This is a genomic window from Streptomyces cyslabdanicus (assembly GCF_052663305.1).
On the sequence record NZ_JBQRUW010000013.1, the window covers coordinates 41,170 to 62,111 of the forward strand.

The 20,942-nt window shown below is 73.3% G+C and carries 18 protein-coding genes and 2 pseudogenes; 7 read left to right on the forward strand and 13 right to left on the reverse strand.

What is annotated here, in order from left to right; genetic code table 11:
* Positions 1 to 27 precede the first annotated feature (27 nt).
* A complete protein-coding gene (gene ku, locus ACTYVM_RS09840; RefSeq protein ID WP_445525531.1) occupies positions 28 to 813 on the reverse strand; it encodes a non-homologous end joining protein Ku in 786 nt (261 codons plus the stop codon).
* A gap of 134 nt (positions 814 to 947) precedes the next feature.
* On the opposite strand from ku, the gene ACTYVM_RS09845 reads away from it, so the two are divergent.
* Positions 948 to 1,496 carry a GNAT family N-acetyltransferase gene (locus tag ACTYVM_RS09845; protein WP_445525532.1) on the forward strand — a complete coding sequence of 183 codons (549 nt, stop codon included), beginning with the start codon at positions 948 to 950 and terminating at the stop codon, positions 1,494 to 1,496.
* Positions 1,497 to 1,546: 50 nt separating this feature from the next.
* Here ACTYVM_RS09845 and ACTYVM_RS09850 read toward each other — a convergent pair whose 3' ends face one another.
* The 6 genes from ACTYVM_RS09850 to ACTYVM_RS09875 form a co-directional block, all read right to left on the reverse strand.
* Entirely contained in the window at positions 1,547 to 1,822 is a 276-nt protein-coding gene (locus ACTYVM_RS09850; protein ID WP_445525533.1) for a hypothetical protein, read from the reverse strand.
* Positions 1,823 to 2,031: 209 nt separating this feature from the next.
* Positions 2,032 to 2,697 (reverse strand): ABC transporter ATP-binding protein, encoded by a 666-nt coding sequence (locus tag ACTYVM_RS09855; RefSeq protein WP_445525534.1) that lies wholly within the window; start codon positions 2,695 to 2,697, stop codon positions 2,032 to 2,034.
* Positions 2,690 to 3,709, reverse strand: a complete 1,020-nt coding sequence (locus tag ACTYVM_RS09860) for an ABC transporter ATP-binding protein (RefSeq protein WP_445525535.1) — start codon at positions 3,707 to 3,709, stop codon at positions 2,690 to 2,692. Before ACTYVM_RS09860 ends, ACTYVM_RS09855 begins: the two co-directional genes overlap by 8 nt.
* Complete coding sequence (locus tag ACTYVM_RS09865) at positions 3,706 to 4,593, reverse strand: ABC transporter permease (RefSeq protein ID WP_445525536.1); 888 nt, start codon at positions 4,591 to 4,593, stop codon at positions 3,706 to 3,708. The genes ACTYVM_RS09860 and ACTYVM_RS09865 overlap by 4 nt, the downstream gene beginning before the upstream one ends.
* Positions 4,583 to 5,575: an ABC transporter permease gene (locus tag ACTYVM_RS09870; protein ID WP_445525537.1), complete on the reverse strand. Its 993-nt coding sequence runs from the start codon at positions 5,573 to 5,575 to the stop codon at positions 4,583 to 4,585. Before ACTYVM_RS09870 ends, ACTYVM_RS09865 begins: the two co-directional genes overlap by 11 nt.
* Positions 5,572 to 7,155, reverse strand: a complete 1,584-nt coding sequence (locus tag ACTYVM_RS09875) for an ABC transporter substrate-binding protein (RefSeq protein WP_445525538.1) — start codon at positions 7,153 to 7,155, stop codon at positions 5,572 to 5,574. The genes ACTYVM_RS09870 and ACTYVM_RS09875 overlap by 4 nt, the downstream gene beginning before the upstream one ends.
* A gap of 218 nt (positions 7,156 to 7,373) precedes the next feature.
* On the opposite strand from ACTYVM_RS09875, the gene ACTYVM_RS09880 reads away from it, so the two are divergent.
* On the forward strand, positions 7,374 to 9,485 hold the full coding sequence (locus ACTYVM_RS09880) for a SpoIIE family protein phosphatase (RefSeq protein WP_445525550.1): 2,112 nt from the start codon (positions 7,374 to 7,376) through the stop codon (positions 9,483 to 9,485).
* A gap of 16 nt (positions 9,486 to 9,501) precedes the next feature.
* Here the strand turns inward: ACTYVM_RS09880 and ACTYVM_RS09885 are convergent, their stop codons facing one another.
* The gene (locus ACTYVM_RS09885; protein WP_445525539.1) at positions 9,502 to 10,482 is read right to left on the reverse strand and encodes an alpha/beta hydrolase; all 981 of its coding nucleotides are present in this window, start codon (positions 10,480 to 10,482) and stop codon (positions 9,502 to 9,504) included.
* 346 nt (positions 10,483 to 10,828) lie between these two features.
* Between ACTYVM_RS09885 and ACTYVM_RS09890 the strand changes: the two genes are divergently transcribed.
* The 3 genes from ACTYVM_RS09890 to ACTYVM_RS09900 all read left to right on the forward strand — a co-directional run bounded on the left by ACTYVM_RS09890 (position 10,829) and on the right by ACTYVM_RS09900 (position 13,650).
* Positions 10,829 to 11,548 (forward strand): FAD binding domain-containing protein, encoded by a 720-nt coding sequence (locus ACTYVM_RS09890; protein WP_445525540.1) that lies wholly within the window; start codon positions 10,829 to 10,831, stop codon positions 11,546 to 11,548.
* A gap of 81 nt (positions 11,549 to 11,629) precedes the next feature.
* Complete coding sequence (locus tag ACTYVM_RS09895) at positions 11,630 to 12,307, forward strand: ArsR/SmtB family transcription factor (protein WP_445525541.1); 678 nt, start codon at positions 11,630 to 11,632, stop codon at positions 12,305 to 12,307.
* Entirely contained in the window at positions 12,304 to 13,650 is a 1,347-nt protein-coding gene (locus ACTYVM_RS09900) for an MFS transporter (protein ID WP_445525542.1), read from the forward strand. Before ACTYVM_RS09895 ends, ACTYVM_RS09900 begins: the two co-directional genes overlap by 4 nt.
* A gap of 101 nt (positions 13,651 to 13,751) precedes the next feature.
* On the opposite strand, the gene ACTYVM_RS09905 is transcribed toward ACTYVM_RS09900, so the two are convergent.
* The 5 genes and pseudogenes from ACTYVM_RS09905 to ACTYVM_RS09925 all read right to left on the reverse strand — a co-directional run bounded on the left by ACTYVM_RS09905 (position 13,752) and on the right by ACTYVM_RS09925 (position 18,235).
* Positions 13,752 to 15,032, reverse strand: a complete 1,281-nt coding sequence (locus ACTYVM_RS09905) for a MalY/PatB family protein (protein ID WP_445525543.1) — start codon at positions 15,030 to 15,032, stop codon at positions 13,752 to 13,754.
* Positions 15,033 to 15,225: 193 nt separating this feature from the next.
* Positions 15,226 to 15,516, reverse strand: a pseudogene (locus ACTYVM_RS09910) (urease accessory protein); the annotation flags it as partial.
* Positions 15,516 to 15,848, reverse strand: a pseudogene (gene ureC, locus ACTYVM_RS09915) (urease subunit alpha); the annotation flags it as partial. The pseudogenes ACTYVM_RS09910 and ureC, both read right to left, overlap by 1 nt.
* Positions 15,849 to 15,863: 15 nt before the next feature.
* Positions 15,864 to 17,054 (reverse strand): acyl-CoA dehydrogenase family protein, encoded by a 1,191-nt coding sequence (locus ACTYVM_RS09920; protein WP_445525544.1) that lies wholly within the window; start codon positions 17,052 to 17,054, stop codon positions 15,864 to 15,866.
* Complete coding sequence (locus ACTYVM_RS09925) at positions 17,051 to 18,235, reverse strand: CaiB/BaiF CoA transferase family protein (protein WP_445525545.1); 1,185 nt, start codon at positions 18,233 to 18,235, stop codon at positions 17,051 to 17,053. The genes ACTYVM_RS09920 and ACTYVM_RS09925 overlap by 4 nt, the downstream gene beginning before the upstream one ends.
* A 140-nt stretch (positions 18,236 to 18,375) precedes the next feature.
* On the opposite strand from ACTYVM_RS09925, the gene ACTYVM_RS09930 reads away from it, so the two are divergent.
* Together ACTYVM_RS09930 and ACTYVM_RS09935 are read left to right on the forward strand one after the other, a co-directional pair.
* Positions 18,376 to 19,839 carry a PucR family transcriptional regulator gene (locus ACTYVM_RS09930; protein ID WP_445525546.1) on the forward strand — a complete coding sequence of 488 codons (1,464 nt, stop codon included), beginning with the start codon at positions 18,376 to 18,378 and terminating at the stop codon, positions 19,837 to 19,839.
* Positions 19,840 to 20,004: 165 nt separating this feature from the next.
* Positions 20,005 to 20,820 (forward strand): SAM-dependent methyltransferase, encoded by an 816-nt coding sequence (locus ACTYVM_RS09935; RefSeq protein ID WP_445525547.1) that lies wholly within the window; start codon positions 20,005 to 20,007, stop codon positions 20,818 to 20,820.
* Positions 20,821 to 20,942: the final 122 nt, after the last annotated feature.

The following is a 20,942-nucleotide window of genomic DNA, read 5'->3' on the forward strand; positions in this document are numbered from 1 at the left end:
GAGTCGGCCCGTGTCGGAGTTTGCTGGTCAGCCCGGCGTGCGGCCCTGACCGGCGGCTCTGCGCAGGCTCTCCTCCAGCGCGGCCGGCAGGTCCACCGCCGGCTCGGGCTCGGTGGGCCGCGGCAGCCGGCCTCCGGATTCCTTCGCCGCCACCAACTGCTCCAGTGCCGCGGCGGAGTCGTCGTGCAGGTCGGCGAGGTCGACATCGGACATCTGGGCCATCAGCAGGGAGGCGAGCTCCAGTTCCTGCCCGGTCACCGACGTGGTCGACGCGAGGTCCCCGGGTTCGCGGACCTCCTCGGGCCACAGAAGTGTCTGGACGACCAGTATGTCTCGGTGCGGCCAGACGGCTGCCAGGCGTTCCCTGGTGCGCAGCGTCACCTTGGCCACGGCCGCGCGCTCGATCCAGGTCAGCGCGGCCACCAGCAGCGCGTACGGCCGCTGACCGGCCTGCCCGTGCGGTGCGGCGTAGTAGGCGCGCGAGAACTGGATCGGGTCCAGGCCGTCGACGGGGACGAATCCGCGGACGTCGATGACGTGCTTGCTGGGCAGCGGAAGGGCCTGGAGATCTGCTTCTTCGAGCACCACCATGTGCCCGTCAGGGGTTCTGTACGCCTTCGTGATCTCCCGCAGGTCGACTTCGCGGTGCTCGGCCTGGCACACGCGGCGGTGTTGGACGGGGGAGCCGTCCGCGGCGTGCACCTCGTCCAGTTCCACGCCGTGCCGTCGTGTGGCCGGGAACAACTGCACCGGCAGGCTGACCAAACCGAACGTGATCCAGCCCGTCCACACCGCCTGCGTGGGCACATCCATACCTCCAGCCTCCGCCGCGGCGGACACCGGTGCACCTTGGAGAGGGCGAGCGCGAACTGCGGCATCGGCCCGAAGCGCACCTCGATCGGATTCGCCCAGGATGCGCCGTCGGGGTGTGCGATAGGTTGCCCGCCATGACTGGACTCGGGCCCGTCGCCTGGCCCCCTGCCCCGATAAGGACCGAACGGCTCGTGCTCCGTGAGTCCGAGGCCCGAGACCGTGCGGCGTTCATCGAACTGTTCGCATCGCCGGAGGTGTTCACCTACCTCGGTGGCCCCCGACGGCGCGATGAGCTCGAACACGCGGTGCCTGACGTGCCCGGGCGGCGCCCCGGGGTTTTCGTGATCGACCTCGACGGAGCGATGATCGGCACGATGACGTTCGATCGGCGCGACCCGGAGCGTCCTGGTCACATCCGCCCGGATGCCGGGGAGGCCGAGCTCGGCTACATGTTCCTGCCGGATGCATGGGGATGCGGGTACGCCGCCGAGGCGTGCGCGGCGGCACTCGACTGGTTCGCCGACGCGCTTCCCGGCGAGTCGGTGGTGCTCTGCACCCAGACCGCGAACAACCGCTCGATGCGCCTCGCGGCCAAGCTGGGGTTCACCGAGGTGGAGCGGTTCGAGGAGTTCGGCGCCGAGCAGTGGTTCGGCGTGTGGCCCTCGGTCACGCCGTCCGGCTGAGCCCGTACTGTGAGCTGCCGCTGCCAGGCTGGACCGCCTGCTGTACGTCTCTACAAGGGCATCAGGACCAGGGTCAGCGCGACGGGTGTGAAGAACATCGTGGCCAGGTGGCTGAACAAGGCCCGCGTCATACCCAGCACGGAGAACAGCAACAGCCCACCCGCGAGCCAGCACCCGAAGATCTGGCCCGCGAGAGTTTGAGCGGCGCTCTCCTGCTCCCTGGTGGTGGCCTCGAAGCCCAGTACCCCGCCGATCATCATCAGGAAGAGCACGCCGCTCAGCAGCAGGTTCCCCACACCGACGATGACAGCGACCGGCTTGTCCACCCGGCGTGTTCGTCTCCGGAGTCGTATGACGCTCATGGGCGCGGAGCCTATCCAGGGGTGCGCCCACGGCTGAGACCGCCGGGTCGCGGGCAGGAGGGCAGGCCGGCGAGCGGCAGCGGGTCGGAGGCCAGGCCGGCGCTCCCTCAAGGCCGATCCGGCCGGCATCCGCGCCTGGTGACGCGTCCTGAGCGGACCGACGACGCCTGGCGCTACCGGTCGGTGCCCGTCAGGGTGGACCAGTGGACGGTGCGGTCGCACCAGCGGTGCAGCAGGGTGCGGTCGTGGCCGACGGCGAGGAGGCTCGCGCCGGTGGCGGCACGGTAGTCCTCGACGACCGCGACCAGGGCCGCCGTCGTGGAGGCGTCGAGCATCGCGGTCATCTCGTCGCAGATCAGCCAACGAGGGCGCAGGACGAGGGCCCGGGCCAGGCAGGCGCGTTGCAGCTGGCCGTCGCTGACCTCGTGCGGGCGTCGGCCGAGCAGGTCGGGGGTCAGGCCGACCCGCCCGGCGAGTTCGGTGACCCGCTCCGGTACCTCGTCTCGGCGGCCGGTGGCGCGCAGGGGCTCGGCGATCAGGTCGGTGAGGGTCAGGCGGGGGTCCGCGGACAGGCGCGGCTGCTGGAAGACCACGCCGAAGGCGGTGCGCAGCGGGCGCGGGGCACGGTGGCGCCATCGCCGCACGGCCTCGCCGTCCAGCCGCACGGTGCCGGAGTCGGGGCGGTGCAGCAGGGCCGCGACCCGGGCGAGCGTGGACTTGCCGCAGCCGCTGGGGCCGAGCAGGCCGACCGCCTCACCGGGCGCGACGGTCAGGGAGACATCCCGTACCACCGGATCGCGCCGGTCGTAGCCCGCGGTGATGGCGTGCAGTTCAAGCACCGACGTCCTCCGATACTCCTCGGGACGGCTCCTCGCTGGTCACCGGGGCGGGGTGGGGGTGGTGGCAGGCGACCCCGCCCGCGGTCGGCGGCAGCGCGGCGCACGCGTCGTCGGCCCGGCCGCAGCGGGCGGCGAAGGCGCAGCCGTCGGGGAGGTCACCGAGTTCGGGCGGCAGGCCGGGGACGGGGGTGAAGGCCCGGTCGGGGAGGGCTTGGAGCAGGCCGCGGCTGTAGGGGTGCCGGGGGCCGCGTGAGCCGAAGAACACCTCCGCGTCGGCGAGTTCGACGATCCGGCCCGCGTACATGACGGCGATCCGGTCGGCGACGCGTTCGGCCGCCGCCAGGTCGTGAGTGATCATCAGCAGGCCGCGCCCCGCCGTGGCCGACTCGCCCGGCTGGTCGATGTGGCGGCGCAGTTCGTCGACCGTGTGGTCCACGAGGTCGCGGTCGAGCCCGGTGGTCGGCTCGTCGGCGAGCAGCAGAGGCGCGTCACCGACGAGGGCCAGGGCGGTGGCGGCGCGCTGGGCCAGGCCGCCGGACAGCTCGTGCGGGTGGCGGTCCAGGTGGCCCGGGGGGAACGCGGCGCGTTCGGCGGCCGCCCGCGCGGCGGAGCGCACGCCCGCGCGGCCACGGACGCCGGTCAGGGCGGCGACCGTCTCCTCTACCTGGGAGCGGACGGTGCGCACGGGAGTGAGATGGGCGGCCGGGCTCTGCGGGATGAGCCCGACCAGCCGGCCCCGTACCGTCCGCGCGAGGGTCCGTTCGTCGGCCGAGAGCAGGTCGAGGCCGCCGAGCATCGCCTCCCCGGCCGTCTGGGCGTTGCCGGGGAGCAGACCGAGCAGGGCGGAGGCGAGGACGGACTTGCCGCAGCCGCTCTCGCCGATCAGGGCCAGGCACTCGCCGGCCGCGACGTCGAAGTGGGCGTTGGTGACGGCGGCGACCCGGCGCCCGCCGGGCATGAGGAAGCGCACCGACAGTCCGCGCACCGACAGCACGGGTGATCGCTCGGTCACAGCGTCAGCTCCGATCGGCGGCGGGGGTTGATCCGCTCCCGCCAGGCTCCGGCGAGTCCGGCGATGGCGAGGGTCGGGACGATGATGAACAGGCCGGGGAAGAGGGTCGGCCACCACTGTCCGGCCAGCAGGGAGCCCCGGGCGCCCTGGATGAGGGTGCCGAGGCTCGCTGTGTGTGTGGGCAGGCCGAGACCGAGGAAGGACAGCGCCGATTCGTGCCACATGGCATGCGGCACCATCAGTACCGCGGCGAGCGCGGCCTGGGGCAGGACGGCCGGCAGCAGGTGCCGTACGGTCACCCGCCACCTGGACGCACCGCCGGAGACGGCGGCGTCGACGTACGGGCGCGCACGCAGGGAGAGGACTTGGGCGCGGACGATCCGGGCGGTCGACAGCCAGTGGGTGAGCGCGACCGAGGCGATCACCGGCCAGACACCCGGCCGGAACATGGCGACGACGAAGATGCCGAGCAGCAGGTGGGGTACGGAGGAGACCGTGTCCACGAGCCGCATGATCCCGCGGTCGACCCAGCCGCCCAGCGCACCGGCGGTGGCTCCGACGGCGGTGCCGACGACGGTGGCCGTCAGCGCCGCCGCCACTCCGACGAGCAGGGAGACGCGCAGTCCGTAGACGCAGCGCAGCAGCAGGTCCCGGCCGAGGTCGTCGGTGCCGAAGGGGTGGGACCAGCTCGGCGGCAGCAGCTTGGCGGCCAGGTCGACGGCCTGCTCGTCGAGCCGGACCAGCGGTGGTACGACGAGGACGGCGAGGACGGTCGCGGCGACCAGCAGGGCGGAGCCGCGCACCCGCAGTGCGCGGGTGGACCGGCGCCTCGTCCCGTGCGAACGCCAGGCGGTTTCCCGGGAGGCGGGGACGTCACATGTCACTGAACTTCACCCTCGGGTCGAAGAGTCCGTAGAGCAGGTCCGCGACCAGGTTGCCGACCAGGACGGCGGCCGTGGCCAGCGTGGTCAGCGCGGCGAGCAGCGGGAAGTCGACGGAGGTGGCCGCCTCCACGGTGGCCGCGGCGATGCCCGGCCAGCTGAAGACGCTCTCCACCAGCAGGGCGCCGGTGATGAGTTCGGGCACGCGCGAGCCGACCAGCGTGAGCACCGGCAGCAGGCCGGAGCGCAGCGCGTGGCCGAGCAGTACCGTGCGTTCGCTCAACCCGCGGGCCCGGGCGCCGCGTACGGGGTCCTCCGCCAGCGCGTCGCCGACGCCTTGGCGCACGTAGAGGGTGAACCACGGCAGTTGGGAGACGGCGAGCACTCCGGCCGGCAGCACGAGATGGCGGGCCACCTGCCCGGCCGTGACCTGTTCGCTGGCGGTGTCGGTGAGACCGCCGGCCGGGAGCAGGCCCAGGTGGAGGGCGAACAGCCAGATCGCCAGCAGGGCGAGCCAGAAGACCGGCGCCGCCTCCAGGGAGTAGGCGAGCGAGGTGACGACCCGGTCGAGCAGGGACCCCGGCCGGCGGGCGGCGAGGACTCCGAGCACGGTGCCCGCCACCACGGCCGCCGCGAAGGCGACCGCGCACAACAGGGCGGACCAGACCAGGCGTTCGCCGATGACCTGGGTGACCGGCTGCCGCATCACGCTCGACTCGCCGAGGTCGCCGGAGAGCGCGGAGGTCAGCCAGTGCCACCAGCGCGAGGTGAACGGCTGGTCCGCTCCCAGGTTGGCGCGCAGCCGCTCGAGGGTCTGCTCGTCGGCGCGGAGGGCCGCCGTACCCGCGTACGCCTTGACCGGGTCGAAGGGGGAGGCGGCGGCCATCGCGAACACGCCGAAGGTGACGGCGAGGAGGACAGGGACGGCGAACAGCATCCGCCGCCCCACCAGACGCCCCGTCGCCGCCCAGAGCGGGGAGGTCACCTCTTCGGCTGCCAGTCCTGGAGGTTCCACCACGGGCCGCTGGCGAAGCCGTGCTCGTGCGGCTCGACCTGCGTGGTCAGGCCGTCCCAGCGGTCGGCCAGCACGTAGAGGTGGTCGATGTGGGTGAGGAAGGTGTAGCCGGGGTCCTTCACGAGCTCGCGCTGCACCGTGTCGTACGCGGCCTGGCGGGTGTCGGTGTCCTGGCTGCGGCGGCCGGTGTCGAGGGCCTTGTCCACGGCGGGGCTGGCGAAGCGGCCCATGTTGTTGAAGCCGTCGCCGGCCAGGGAGGAGTGCAGCAGGGTGAACAGGCCGAAGTCGGGGTCGCCGCTGCTGTCGAGCCCGGCGAGGACGGCGTCGTTCTTCATCCGCGGCTCGATCACCTCCCAGGTGGCGCTCTCCACCTTCACCTCGATGCCCGCCTTCTTGGCGTCGGAGGCGTAGGCGAGGGCGTGGTCCTGGCGGACCTTGTCGCCCGAGGGGTAGAGAAGAGTGAAGGAGGCCCGCAGTCCGTTCCGGGCGCGGATGCCGCCGTCGCCGGCCTTCCAACCCGCCTGGTCCAGCACCCGCTTGGCCTTCGCCAGGTCCTGCGGCCGCTCGATGCCCCGGGCGAACCAGGGGTCGTCGCTCGGCAGCGGTCCGTACGCCGGGCGTCCCGCGCCGTCGAGGATCTTGTCGACCATGGCCTCGCGGTCCACGGCGGCGTCCAGCGCCTGACGGATGGCCCGGTCGGCGGTGACCTTGTTCTGCTCGGGGAGGGTGACGGCCCGAAAGTCGTAGGACTTCGCGTCGTACGTCGTCTTCGCCCCGTCGCCCTTGAACGTGGCGGCCAGGTTGGGCGGCAGGACCGCGCCGTCGAGGTCGCCCGAGCGCAGCCGGGTGGCGCGCACGTCGTCGTCCTTGACGACCGCCATCGTCACCTTCTTCACCTTCGGCTCGCCGCCCCAGTAACCGGAGTTCGCCTTGAAGGTGAGCTTCTCGCCCTTGCTCCAGCCGGTGAGGACGTACGGTCCGGTGCCGACCGGCTCGGTGTTGAAGGAGCCGGTGTTGGGGTCCTGATTCCCGGCGATGTGCTGGGGGACGATGGGCAGGACCGTGCGCCCGGCGAACGGCGCGTAGGGGTACTTGAGCGTGAAGACGACCTTGTCGTCGCCGTCGGCCCGCACCTCCTTGACGGCGTCCAGTTCGCTGCGGGCGGTGTTGTTGGTCTTCGCGTCGAGAATCGTGCGGTAGGTGAAGACCACGTCGGCGGAGGTCAGCGGCTCGCCGTCGCTGAACTTCACACCGTCGCGCAGGGCGTAGGCGTAGGTGAGCCCGCCGTCGCCGACCTTGGGCAGCGAACGGGCCAGCGCCGGCGTCAGCTTCATGTCGGCGTCCCGGGCGAGCAGACCGTCGAATATCTTGGAGTTGCCGTCCTTGCCGTAGCCGAGGAGGGGGCTGAGTGTGTCCGGCTCGGAGGCCACCCCGATCACGACGGAGTCGGCGGCACCCTCGCTGCCCGCACCGGCACCGGGGGCCGAGCAGGCGGCGGCTCCCACGAGGGTCGCCACCGCTGCGGCTGCCCGGATCCGTCGGACGGTCATGAACCTTCACATCCTTACTGCTGATCAAAAGCTCTTGCATGCTAGTCGCAATAAGGAAGCCGGTCATCCGCGTCGTCGCGGTGGGCGGGAAGTGTCACCAGGCCACGTACGACCAGTGGGCGCCGGCCCGGCGCGGTCAGCGTTCCCCCTTGCGACGCCCCCTCTGGTCGGCCGGGGCGGGTGTCGCGGACCTGCCGACCGGGCCCGGGCGCGAGACCATGGTGGAAGCAGCGGTCTCGGCCGCGGCGAGGCGAGAGGAGGCGTCGACGGTGGAGCCTGCCGAAGCCTTCACGGGAGGCGGCGGAGACGAGTCCGCGGCCGCGTCCGGTGGCCTGCTGGACTCGCTGAGCGTCTCGGCGGTGGTGCTGGACGCGCGGGGGCGCGTGGTCTTCTGGAGCCCGCAGGCCCAGCAGGTATTCGGCTACAGCGCCCGGGAGGCCCTGGGCCGGTACGCGGCCCGGCTGATGGTCGACGAAGGGAACCGGGACCTCGTCACCGCGCTGTTCAACCAGGTGATGACGGAGGGCACGGGGTGGGCCGGTGCCTTCCCCGTCCGCCACAAGGACGGCAGCTCCCGCCTGGTCGAGTTCCGCAACATGCGGCTGGAGGGGGAGCACGGGGTCTACTACGCGCTGGGCATCGCCGCCGACCAGGCCGTCCTGCGGAGCATGGAACGCGACCTCGCGCTCTCCGCCCGGCTGGTCTCGCAGTCCCCGATCGGGCTGGGCATCGTGGACACCGACCTGCGGTACCTCGTGGTCAACCCCACGCTGGAGCGCATGAACGGACGGTCCGCAGAGCAGCACGTCGGGCGGACCGTCCGCGAGGTGCTGGACTTCATGGACGCCGTCTGGGTCGAGACCGCGATGCGCCGCGTACTGGACAGCGGCGACCCGCTGCTGAACCAGCGCATCCTCGCCCCCACCCCCTCCGACCCCGGCCGCGAGCACGCGTGGTCGGTCTCGTACTACCGCCTGGAGGACAGGGCCGGACGGGCGCTCGGGGTCGCGACCGAACTCGTCGACGTCACCCCGCAGCACCGCGCGTCCGCCGAGGCCGCCGCCGCGCGGCAGCGCCTCGCCCTGATCGCCGACGCCTCGGCGCGCATCGGGACGACCCTCGATCCGGCCACCACCGCCGACGAACTCGCCCGCGTCTGCGTGCCGGAGCTCGCGGACCTCGCCGCGGTCGACCTCCTGGAGGCGGCGCTCAAGGGCGGCGACCGCGACTGGGTACCGGACGGCCCGACGGCCATGCGCACCCTGGCCGTCGTCGCCCAACCGGCCCTGGCCGCCTCTCTCCCCGCCGGGTACGTCACCCGGTTCGCGCCGCATCACATGAGCACCCGGTGCCTCACCACCGGCCGCCCGGTCTTCGTCCCCCGCGTCACCGACCAGGACCTCACCCACCTCGCCCCGCCCCACGCCGCCGACGCCCTCGCCGAGGTCGGGGCCCATTCCTGCCTGGCCGTCCCGCTCGTCGCCCACGGCCGCCTCCTGGGGGCGCTCGGCCTTGCCCGGGGCCGCAATCCGGCGCCGTTCGGCGAGGACGACGCCACCCTGGCCCTCGACCTGGCCTCCCGCGCGGCCGTCAGCATCGACCACGCCCGCTGGTACCAGAACCAGCGCCGGGCCGCCGATAACTTCCAGCGCAGCCTCCTGCCCCGGAAACCGGCGCGGCGGCCGGGCCTGGACATCGCCTGCCGCTACCAGCCCGCCTCGACCATCTGCGGGATCGGCGGCGACTGGTACGACGCGATCGCGCTGTCCGGCGACCGGACCGCCCTGGTCATCGGCGACGTCATGGGCAGCGGCAGCGGCGCCGCCGCGACCATGGGTCAGCTGCGTACGGCGACCCGCACCCTGGCCGCGCTCGACCTCGACCCGGCCGCGGTCCTGTGCCACCTCGACCGCATCACCGGCGAGCTGGAGCAACGGTTCGCCACCTGCACGTACGCCGTGTACGACCCGCGCCGCGCCTGCTGCCACGTCGCCATGGCCGGCCATCTGCCGCCGGTGCTGGTCCCCGCCGGGGGTGCCCCGCGGTTGCTGGACCTGCCGACCGGAGCACCCCTCGGCGTGGGAAGCGTCCCCTTCGAGACCACCCGGCTGCGGATCGGGCCCGGGGACGGGCTGCTGCTCTACACCGACGGCCTGGTCGAGACCCGCAGGCGCTCACTCGACGAGCAACTGGCCACCCTGCTGGGGCTGCTCGAGAGACCGCCGGGCCCCCTGGAGGAGACCTGCGACCATCTCCTCGACGCCCTGCGCAGCCCGGACGAACCCGACGACGTGGCCCTGCTCCTCACCCGGGCCGGCCGGTCCGGGTGAGGAGCCAGTGACCTGATCAGTCCGTTCCGGCGGTGTCAGCCGTTCCGAGGGCGTCGCGCAGGAACTGGACGGCCTGGTCGGTGGCCGCCCGGGCGGCCTTGGACCGGCTGAGCGAGTTGAGCATCATGAAGTCGTGCACCGTGCCGTCGTAGCGCACCGTGGTGACCGGGACGCCGGCCGCGCGGAGCTTGGCGGCGTAGGCCTCGCCCTCGTCGCGCAGCACGTCGGCCTCGTCCACGACCAGCAGGGCGGGGGGCAGGTCGGCGAGTTGCTCAGGGGTGGCCCGGTTGGGGGACGCGGTGATCTCCGCGCGCTGCCGCGGGTCGGTGGTGTAGGCGTCCCAGAACCACTCCATCAGCTTTCGGCTGAGGTAGTAGCCGGTGGCGAACCGGTCGTAGGAGTCGGTGTCCATCGCCGCGTCCGTGACCGGGTAGTACATCGACTGGTGCACGAACCTGACGTCGCCGCGCTCCTTGGCCATGAGGGCGAGCGCCGTGGCCATGTTCCCGCCGACCGACTCTCCGGCCACCGCCATGCGCCGGGCGTCCAGCCCTATGGACGCTCCTTCGCGCGTGATCCACTGCGCGGTGGCGTACCCCTGTTCGATGGCCACGGGATAGCGTGCCTCCGGCGAGGGCGTGTACTCGACGAAGGCCACGGCGGCACGGGCGCCGACCGCCAGCTCCCGCACCAGCCGGTCGTGGGTGCCGGCGTTGCCCAGCACCCAGCCGCCGCCGTGCATGTACACCACGACGGGCAGTGCTCCGGTGGCGCCCTGCGGCTTGACGATGCGCACCCGTACGTCGCCCACGGCGGCCGGTACGGTGATCCACTCCTCGTCTACCGGCGGTTTGTCGACCGGCGCGGCCTGGAGGTCGTCAAGGACCCTGCGTGCCTGGGAGGGTTCCATCTCGTACAGGAAGGGGTGCTTCGAGGTCGCGTCGGCGAGTTCCTGCGCCGGGCGTTCCAGGACGATTGACTCGGGCTGAGCAGCCATGGCAATGCTCCTTGGCGATGCGGAGAGACGCATGCGGAGTCGCGCATGCCGGTCCCGCAGGGTGCCCGGCCGACGAGCGCCGGTGCCACTGAACGCCCGGGCCCCGGGAAATGAGTCCTTGTCCACGGTTCAAGGCCCTCGTTCAAGCCCTGCGAGCCGATGTGCCCATCGTAAGCGCACAGCGTGCGGCCATCGAGTTCTCGCGCGCGGCCGCCGGCGCACACCGTGCTCGCGTGAGCCCTGTGCGCGCCCCCGCCCGGGCGGGAAGACTGCCTGCCGACGGGCAGGGGAGCGCGGCACTGCCCACCGCCCTCGTCCCGCGTCTCAGGAAGGCAGGTCGGTCCCTGTGCTGCTACGTCTGCCCACGTCCGTGTCCGAAGCGCGGGAGTGCCTGGCCGAGGGGGCCGTGCCGATCGGCGGCGCGACCCTCGTCTGGGCCACCTGGCAGCGCGACGGGTTCCCCGAACTGGCCATGTCCCTGCGCGAATTGCCGGAGGCCAACGTCGTGGGGCGGCGGACCCTCGGTGGCGCCGTGGTCCTGCACCGCATCGACGACCGGGTGCCCGACGTGCTGCGCCTGGCGGCCGCCACGGTGGGCACCGGGGCCGTGCGGCGGACGGCGACGGTCGGCGGCAACCTCGTCGGCAGCACGCTGCGCTGCCTGCTGCCCGCCGCACTCGTCCTGGACGCCCGGGCGACGGTGCTGGAGCCGGAAGGCGTCCGTGAGGCGGACCTGTCCGAGGTCGTGGCCAAGCGGCCCGTCCTGCTCAGCCTCCGCTGGCGCGAGCCGATCGCCTGCGCCTACCGCAAACTCCCTGGCGAGCCGGGCGGACCGCCGCCCCTCGTGGTCGCCTCGGCCGTGCATGCCGACGACGACGGCGATCGTCTGCGGGTCGCCGTCCGCGATGGCTACGACGTGCTGGGCGGAAGTGTCCTGCGCGCTCCCGGCGTGGCGCAGACCCTGCGCGGGCTGCGCGGGACGGCCCTCGGTGAACTGCCCGCCGCCGCGTGGGAAGCCGTCCGCTCACAGGTGACCGGCCTCCTGGGCGGGCACCCCGCGCACTGAGACATGGACGGCGGCAAACCGCAAAGAGTTCTTCGCGAAGAAGTCTTTGCGAAGAAGTCTTTGTGGTCTACTGTGCGTGGCATGACCGGAACAGGCGGAACAGGGACGGGCCCGGAGAGGTCGCGCGTCGAAGCGGACGAGGTGGTACTGGACGCCAAGGGGCTGCGGGCCCTGGCGCATCCGGTGCGGGTGCAGGTGGTCGGGCTGCTGCGCAAGTACGGCCCGTCGACCGCCACCCGGCTGGCGGAGCGTCTTGGCGTCAACTCCGGGACGGCCAGCTACCATCTGCGCCAGCTCGGCGCGGCCGGCTTCGTCGAGGAGGACACCGGACGCGGCAACGCGCGCGAGCGCTGGTGGCGTTCGGTGCACCGGACGACCTGGTTCAACGACCCGGACCTGGCCGAGCGCGAGCCCGAGGCCGCACTGGCATACAGTCAGTCGGTCGCTGCCGTGTACTCCCTCCGTGCGCAGCAGACGATGAACGAGCTTCAGACGATGCCCCGCGAGTGGCGGGACAGTTTCGACATGAGCGACTGGGCCCTGCGCCTCACCCCGGAGGAAACCGCCTCCCTGCAACGGGAGTTGACAGACGTCATCATGCGGTACCGACGAGACGCGCCGGAGGAGGCGGCAGACGCCCCCGAGGGAGCCGCGCGGGTCGCCGTGATCAGGTATCTGCTGCCCGAACCGGACGTGCCCGCCGCGTCGTCCGAGCCTGCTTCCGGCCCCGGGACGGCGGAAGGCGAGCAGACGTCATGAGCGGCAGCGCCGCGGACAGCGACGGCATACCCGGCAAGCGGTCCCTGCGGCCGCTCGCCGGGGTGCTGGCGGCGATGGCCGTCTCGCTCACCGGCACCCGGGTCTCCGCCGTGGCACTGCCCTGGTTCGTGCTCGTCACGACGGGCAGCGCCACCCAGACCGGACTCGCCGCCTTCTGCGAGATGACCCCCTACGTGCTGGTCAAGGTGTTCACCGGACCGCTGGTGGACCGGATCGGTCCGCGCACCGTGTCCTGGACCACCGATCTGGCGAGCGCGGCCGCGGCCGCCGCGGTTCCCCTGCTCCACGCCCTGGACGCGCTCTCCTTCCCGCTCCTGCTGGCCCTGGTCGCGCTGATCGGCGCGGCCCGGGGCCCCGGCGACCTGGCCAAGACGGTGATGGTCCCGGAGGCGGCCGACCGCGGCCGCGTGCCGCTGGAGCGGGCCACCGGCCTGGCCGGTGTGGTCGAACGGCTCGCCTCCACCCTGGGCATGGCGGCCGGCGGCGCGCTCGTGGGGCTGCTCGGTCCCCTCACGGGACTGGTCGTCAACGCGGGCTGCTTCGCCCTCGGATCGGTGATCATCGGGCTGTCGCTGCCGGGCGGCATGGGACGCGCCGCCGAGGAGCCGCCGGCGCAGGCGACCGGGGCGGCCGAGCCGGGCTACTGGCGGCGGTTCGGGGAGGGTTTCACCTTCCTGCGCGGCGAGTTGCTGCTGCTGAGCCTTATCGTCATGGTCGGGATCACCAATCTGCTGGACGCCGGCTTCAACTCGGTGCTCATACCCGTCTGGGCGAAGGAGTCGGGCCACGGGCCGGGGGTGATCGGCCTGGTGGGCAGCGTCATGGGGGGCGCGGCCGTCTGCGGGAGCCTGATCGCCTCGGTGGCCGCGCAGCGGCTGCGGCGCCGGCTGGTGTTCTTCACCGGGTTCCTGCTGGCGGGCGCACCGAGGTTCCTGGTCCTCGCCTTCGACGCGCCGGTGGGGGCGGTGCTGGCCGTGTTCGCCCTCAGTGGATTCGGCGCGGGCTTCGTCAACCCGGTGCTGGGTGCCGTCCAGTTCGAACGGATCCCGCGCCGGATACTGGGCCGGGTCAACGCGCTCAGCAACTCCCTGGGATACGCCGGTATCCCCCTCGGCGGGCTGATCGCCGGGGCGGCGGTGGCCTCCGCCGGACTCGTACCGGTCCTGCTCGTCGGCGGGTCCGTGTACTTCCTCACCACGAATCTGACCGGACTGAGGCCGGAATGGCGGCAGATGGACCGCGCCCGCCCGGACGGGCGCCGCGCCCCGGAGCGCAGCCCCGGCTCGGACGCGAAGCCGACCGGCACGCGTTCCGGGCCGTGACGCCCGAACCGGTCGAGTACCGCACGTCCGGACGGGTCGAGGGCCGCGCGGCCGGCCGGCTCGACGCGTCCGCGCGGGGGACCGCCCCGTCCCGGGCCGGGTCAGGGCCGGGGCGCTCGCTCGTGGTCGGTCAGCGCGCGGCCCATGCGCGTGAGCGCCTCACGCAGGATCGCCGGTGAGGTCGCGAAGTTGAGGCGCACGCAGCCCGCGCCGCCGCTGCCGAAGACATGTCCGGAGCTGAGGGCGACGCGGGCCTCGTCCAGGAACAGCCGCGCCGGTCCGGCGAGGTCGCTCACCACGCCGGGCCCCTCGGTGGGACGGTCGTCGTGCAGCCCGAGGCCGGTGCAGTCCAGCCAGGCGAGGTAGGTGCCCTGCGGCGGGACGTACCCCACGTCCGGGAGGTGCTCCTTCACCAGTTCGCCCAGCAGGCTCCGGTTGGCGTCGAGCCCGAGCAGCAGCTCGTCGAGCCAGTCGGCCGCGTCGCGGAACGCCGCCGTGTGGGCGAGGATGCCCAGATGGCTGGGGCCGTGGCCGACCTCCTCGGGCATCCGGCGCAGGTCGTCCGCGGCCTCGGTGCCGGCGACGGCCACGGCGGCCTTGAGGCCGGCCAGGTTCCACGCCTTCGACGCGGAGGTCAGGGCGAACCCGTTCTCCGCGCCGGGAACGCTGAGGAAGGGCGTGAAGACGGCGCCGGGCAGCACCAGGGGGGCGTGGATCTCGTCGGAGACCACCCGGACACCGTGTCTGCGGGCGAGCGCGGCGACCGCCTCGAGTTCCGCGCGGGTGTGGACGACACCGGTCGGGTTGTGCGGGTTGCTCATCAGGAACGCCGCGCGGCGGCCGTGGCGCCGTGCGCGTACGAAGGCGTCCTCGAGGCCGGCGAGGTCGATCCGCAGGTCGGGGCCGAGGCGGGCATCGACGACCTCCCGGCCGTCGTGCGCGACGAACGCGTAGAACGGGGGGTAGACGGGGGAGCAGACGACGACCGCGTCGCCGGGTCCAGTGACGAGGCGGAGGACCTCGACGACGCCCAGCATCACGTCGGGCACGAGCGCCGTGTTCTCCACGCGCAGGCCGTCCCACCCCCAGCGCGCGGCGGCGAAGGCGGCGAGGGCCTCGGCGTAGGCGGTGCCGTGGGGGTATCCGGTGTCTCCCAGCGCGACGGCCCGGTGCAGCGCGTCCGCGACGGCGGGTGCCAGGGGGACGTCCATCTCCGCCACCCACAGTGGCAGGACGTCCTCGGGGTGGGTGCGCCACTTCACGCTGGAGCGCTGCCGCAACTGCTCCAGGGACAGCTGGACGAGCGGATCGGTGCGGCCGCCGTCGGCGTCGTCGCCGGGGTCGGTGGGGTCGGCGGGTGCCTGGTGGGTGGACTCGCTCATGCGTGCTCCCCTCGCCCGGAGGGCCGGGCCTCGGCCGTGCGTGTTCGTCTCGCTGGACGGTACCCCGGTCCCCACGTGCCGGTCAGGAGGGCGCCGGCCGCCGGCCGGTGTCAGGGCTCGCGCCAGCTCTCCCAGACCGCCGCCAGCTCCGCCTCGACCGCCGGCGCCACCGTGTCCAGCAGCCGCACCTGCGCCCCCGGCCCCGCCAGCTCCATGCGGTACAAGTGGTGCGGTTCCGCGGGACGGGAGCCGAGGCAGGTGACCGAGCCGATGACGCGGCCGGGTCCGCCCGGGCGGCCCGCAGGGCGAGGACGGCCGCGGCCGCCTCGGTGACGGCCGCGGTGCGCAGCCGGGCCCGCAGCAGTGCGGGAACGTCGTCGCGGGTGAGGCCCGCCGCGACGGCCGGCTCCAGACCGGCGCTGTAGGTGTACGCGCCGACCGGGAGCCGTCCGTCGCCCAGCAGCAGGGGTGCCAGGCCCGGCATCAGAACATCGTGTACCGCTGGGCGAGCGGCAGTTCGGTGGCGGGGGAGGGCTCGACGAGCTCACCGTCGATCCGGATGGCGAACGTCTCCGGGTCGACGTCGATGTCCGGCAGCGCCGTGTTGTTCGGCAGGTCCGCCTTGGAGAGGTGGCGGGTGGGCCGCACGGCGACCAACTCCCGTGCGAGACCCAGGCGTTCGGCGAGTCCGTTCGCCAGAGCCGCCGGGGCGACGCAGCTGACCGACAGATGCGGCGCGGCGCCGGCCGCGGCGGTGGGGCGGAGCAGGACGGGCTGGGTGGTGGGGATCGCCGCGCCCGCGTCACCGAGGCGGGCCGTGGGACCCCGCGGTCACCGGAACGCGGGCTCTCCGGTGACGGCCTGGCCGACGACGAGCGTGTGCATCTCGACGGTGCCCTCGTAGGTCAGCACGGACTCCAGGTTGTTCATGTGCCGGATGACGGGGTATTCCAGGGAGATGCCGTTCGCCCCGAGGACCGTGCGGGCGGTGCGGCAGATGTCCAGTGCCTCGCGGACGTTGTTGAGCTTGCCGAGGCTTACCTGCTCGGGCCGCAGCGTGCCGGCGTCCTTGCGCCGCCCCAGGTGGAGCGCCAGGAGCACGCCCTTGGTGTACTCGAGGTACATGTCGGCCAGCTTCTGCTGGGTCAGCTGGAACGCCCCGATCGGCTTGCCGAACTGGGTCCGCTCCACGGCGTAGGACTGGGCGGCGTGCAGTGACGACCGGGCCGCGCCCATCGCTCCCCACACGATGCCGTAGCGGGCCTCGTTGAGGCAGCTGAGCGGGCCCTTGAGACCGCGGACCTCGGGGAGCACGGCGTCCGCGGGAAGGCGTACCCCGTCCAGGACCAGCTCGCTGGTGACCGAGGCGCGCAGGGACAGCTTGTGCTTGATCTCCGGGGCCGAGAACCCCGGCGTGTCGGTGGGCACCACGAAGCCGCGCACCCCCTCGTCGGTCCGGGCCCAGACCACGGCCACGTCGGCCACGCTGCCGTTGGTGATCCACATCTTGCGGCCGTCGAGGATCCAGTCGCCGCCGTCGCGCCGCGCCCGGGTGCGCATGCTGCCGGGGTCGGAGCCGACGTCGGGCTCGGTGAGGCCGAAGCAGCCGATCGCCTCACCGGCGGCCATGGACGGCAGCCACTGCCGCTTCTGCTCCTCGCTGCCCCACTTCCAGATGGCGAACATCGCCAGCGAGCCCTGCACGGAGACCAGCGAGCGGACGCCGGAGTCGGAGGCCTCCAGTTCGAGGCAGGCCACGCCGTACTCGGTGGCCGACATGCCGGCGCAGCCGTAGCCCTCCAGATGCATGCCGAGCACGCCCAGCGCGCCGAGCTCCTTGGCCAGGCCGCGGATGTCGGGAATGGTGCCCTGCTCGAACCAGTCCGCCACGAAGGGGTCGACGCGCTGGCCGCAGAGCTGGCGCACCGAGGCGGCCACCGCCTTCTCCTCCGGGGTGAGCAGGTCGTGCAGGCCCGCGGGGTCGCGGGGGTCGAGCGGGGGCAGCTTGGCCGGTGCGTTCATGCGGACTTCTCCTGTGCCGGATCGGTGGGTGGGGCGGTGAGCCAGCGGCGTACGTCGTCGCTGTGCTCGCCGAGACGGGGCGGCGGCCGGTAGCCGGTGACCGGGGTGGCCGAGTACGTGACGGGGTGCCGGATCTGAGGGGGCGACGACGGGCCGACGTGGACGGTCGGTTCGAGGCCGAGCGACTCGGCCAGGGCGATGCCGTCGGCGACCGTGCCGACCTTTCCGGCCGGAACGCCGACCGCGGTGAACCGCCCGATCCAGGCCTCGACCGTGTCACGCGCGAGACGCTCCTCGAGTGCCCCGACGAGTGCGCGGCGGTGGCGCACCCGGGCCGGATTGGTCGCGAAGCGCTCGTCGTCGGCCAGGCCCGGCGCGTCCAGCACCTCGGCCAGCCGGCGGAACTGCCCGTCGTTCCCGCACGCCATGGCCAGCAGGCCGTCCGCGCAGCGCAGCGTCTCGTACGGGGCGATGGACGGGTGCGCGTTGCCCATACGGCCCGGGGCGCGACCGGTGGCCAGATACGCCGAGGCCTGGTTCGCCAGCGAACCCAGCAGGCTGGACAGGAGGTTGACCTCCACCCGCTGGCCCCGCCCGCTGTGCTCGCGGGCCCGCAGCGCCGCCAGGATGCCGATCGTCGCGTCCTTGGCGGTCAGTACGTCGACCAGGGCCACGCCGACCTTCTGTGGGTCGCCGTCGGGGTCGCCGGTGATGCTCATCAGCCCGCCCAGCGCCTGGACGAGGAAGTCGTAGCCCGCCAGCGCCGCGCCGCCGTGCCGGCCGAAACCGGTCACCGAGCAGTACACGACGCCCGGGTTGGTGCGGCGGACGGAGTCGTAGTCGAGCCCGCGGGCGGCCAGGGCGCCGTCCTTGAAGTTCTCCACCAGGACGTCGGCCCGCCCGGCCAGTGTCCTGGCCAGCCGCAGGTCCCCGGGGTCGGACAGGTCGAGGGTCACGGACCGCTTCGAGCGGTTGGCGCACTCGAAGTAACTGCTGGAGTGGTCGGTCCACGGCGGACCCCAGGCGCGGGTGTCGTCGCCGGAGCCCGGGCGCTCCACCTTGATGACGGTGGCCCCCAGGTCGGCCAGCGTCACCGAGGCCAGCGGGCCCGCCAGGACGCGGCTGAAGTCGGCGACGAGCAGGCCGTCGAGCGGCAGGGGCGCGGGCGGACCGACGGGCATGACCTTATCTCCGTTCGCTCGGGACGCCACGACCGTACGGAGTGGGCACGGATCCCTCATTGGATAAAATGCACCAGGCAGGAGCAGGATTGGACGGATCGCACAGGAGTGCTCGTGGTGTTTCCCGCGCAGGAGCACAGGTGACGGCCCCGACGGTGGCCTCCCTGTGCCGGGTCCTCGGTGCGGATCTCGCGCCGGCCGGGGGGTTCGCCGCCCCGGCGCGGGAGGTGTCCGCCGTGCACATCAGCGAACTGCTCGACCCGACCGGCTATCTGAACGGGGGAGAGCTGCTGCTGACGACGGGCCTGTCCCTTCCCCGGAACAAGCTCGGCTGCGAACGGTACGTCGGCCGCCTGGTGGAGGCCGAGTTGACCGCGCTGGCCCTCGGCCTCGGCCCGGTGCACGCCGAGGTCCCGGCGCCGCTCCTGGCGGCCTGCCGCAAGCTGGGGCTGTGCCTGCTCACCGTCCCGCCGCCCACGCCGTTCCTGCGCATCACCAAGGCCTACTGGGTCGCCGTCTCCCGCACGGCCGAGCAGCACCTCAAGGACGTCCTGGCGACACAGCGGGCGCTCGTCGACGCGGCCGCGTCCGCCGACCCGGTCGCCGCGGTCCTGCGCACCCTCGGCCGGTCCCTCGACGCCTGGGCGGCGGTCTGCACCCCGGCGGGCGAGGTCGACCAGGCCTTCCCCGCCGGAGCCGCCGAGCAGGCCGAGCGGGTGCGGGCGGAGATCGTCCGGCTGGAGGGTGCCGGAGCGCACTCCGCCGCCTCGTTCGCCACCGGGTCGGGAGCGGTGCTCGTGTTCCCGCTGGCCGGGCGTGAGCGCGCCGCCGGCTTCCTCGCGGTCGGCACCTCGACACCGCTGGACCCCACGCGGCGCAGGGCCGTGCTGACGGCGTCGGCGTTGCTGAGCCTGGACGCGGTCCGCGGCGCGCGCGCCGAGTCCGTGGCCGACGAAGGGGAGCGCTGCGTCGGGCTCCTGGTCGACTTCGGGCACTCGGACGCCGCGCGGCGGCTCGCGGGCGCCGTGCGGGCACCGAGCCCGCCGGACCACGTGCGCCTGCTGGTGGTGCGGGGCCGGGCGAGCGACCTCCTCACGGGAGTGGTGCGCCGCTGGTGCCCGGAGGCGATCGGCGTTCGGACGGACGAGCGGGCGGCCTGGTTCCTGGTTCCCGCGGACCATCCCCCGACCGCGCGCCTGGAGGACGCGGTACGGCGGGCGGACGCCGACGCCGCGGCCGTCCTGACGGAGGTGCTCCCCCTCGAGCGGGCATCGGCCGTCCGCGCGGTCGCCGCCGCGACGCTGGCGGACCTCGCCCCGGGGACCCTGCTGCTCGCCCGCCCGCCCGCGGGACCCTACGGCGCGGATCCGGCGGCGCGGCTCGCCGCCGCCTGCGACCGGCTGACCGAGGTCCTGCGTCAGGCCCTCGTCGGCTACCTGCGCCACCACGGCCAGTGGGAGGCGGCCTCCCGCGCGCTCGGCGTCCACCGCAACACGCTCCGGCACCGCGTCTCGCGCTGCCAGGCGCTGCTCGACGTGGATCTCACCGACCCGGACGTCACCGCGGAACTGTGGCTGCTGCTGCGCCGCCGGGGGATGGCGTAGCGGACGGAGCGGCGTGCCGGGCGCGGTCACGGAGGGGAGTGCGGCGCCGAGGCCGGCCTCTTCCGGGAAAACCACCGGCGGAAACGCGAACTGGTGTGCACAGAACGGCTTTCGGAACGTAGTTTGGCGTCGGACATCCCGCGCGACGGAGAACGGACGGTACCCATGACCCACCCCGCGACGAGCCCCGACCCGGCGGCGCACCAGAACATCGACACGACGGTGCCGCACTCGGCTCGGATCTGGAACTACTGGCTGGGTGGCAAGGACAACTACGCCGTCGACGAGGAGGCCGGCGACGCCTACACCGCCGTCTTCCCCGGCATCGTCACCATCGCCCGCAGCAGCCGCGGCTTCCTGCGCCGCAACATCACCCACCTGGTCGCCGAGGCGGGCATCCGGCAGTTCCTGGACATCGGCACCGGCCTGCCGACGGCCGACAACACCCACGAGGTCGCCCAGCGCATCGCCCCCGAGGCCCGGATCGTCTACGTCGACAACGACCCGATGGTGCTGGCTCACGCCCGCGTCCTGCTCTACTCCACCCCGGAGGGGGCGACGTCCTACGTCGACGCCAACGTGCTGGACCCGGAGCGCATCCTGGCGGCCGCCGCCGACACGCTGGACTTCGACCGTCCCATCGCCCTCATCCTCAGCAACATCCTCGGCCACATCGCCGACTACGACCAGGCACGCTCCATCGTCTCCCGGCTGATGGACGCGCTGCCGTCCGGCAGCTACCTCTCCATCAACGACGGCTCCCTGGGCACCGACCCGGACTTCGAAGCGGCCCAGGAGGCGTACAACAAGAGCGGTGCCGTCCCCTACACCCTGCGCACCGTCGACCAGTTGACGGCGTTCTTCGACGGGCTGGAGCTCGTGGAGCCCGGGGTCGTCTCGGTTCCGCACTGGCGTCCGGAGCCCGAGGCCCCCGCCGTCGAGGCCGTCGCCGAGCACGGGGGCCTCGCGCGCAAGCCGTGACACCCGTACGCGCCCTCCCGCGGCCGTGACCGTGGCACCGCACCGGCGGTCCGGTCACGGCCGCGGGGGGGGAGGCGAGGGGGGGTTCGGGGGGTCCGCTCCCTTTTTCTGAGGCGGAAGAA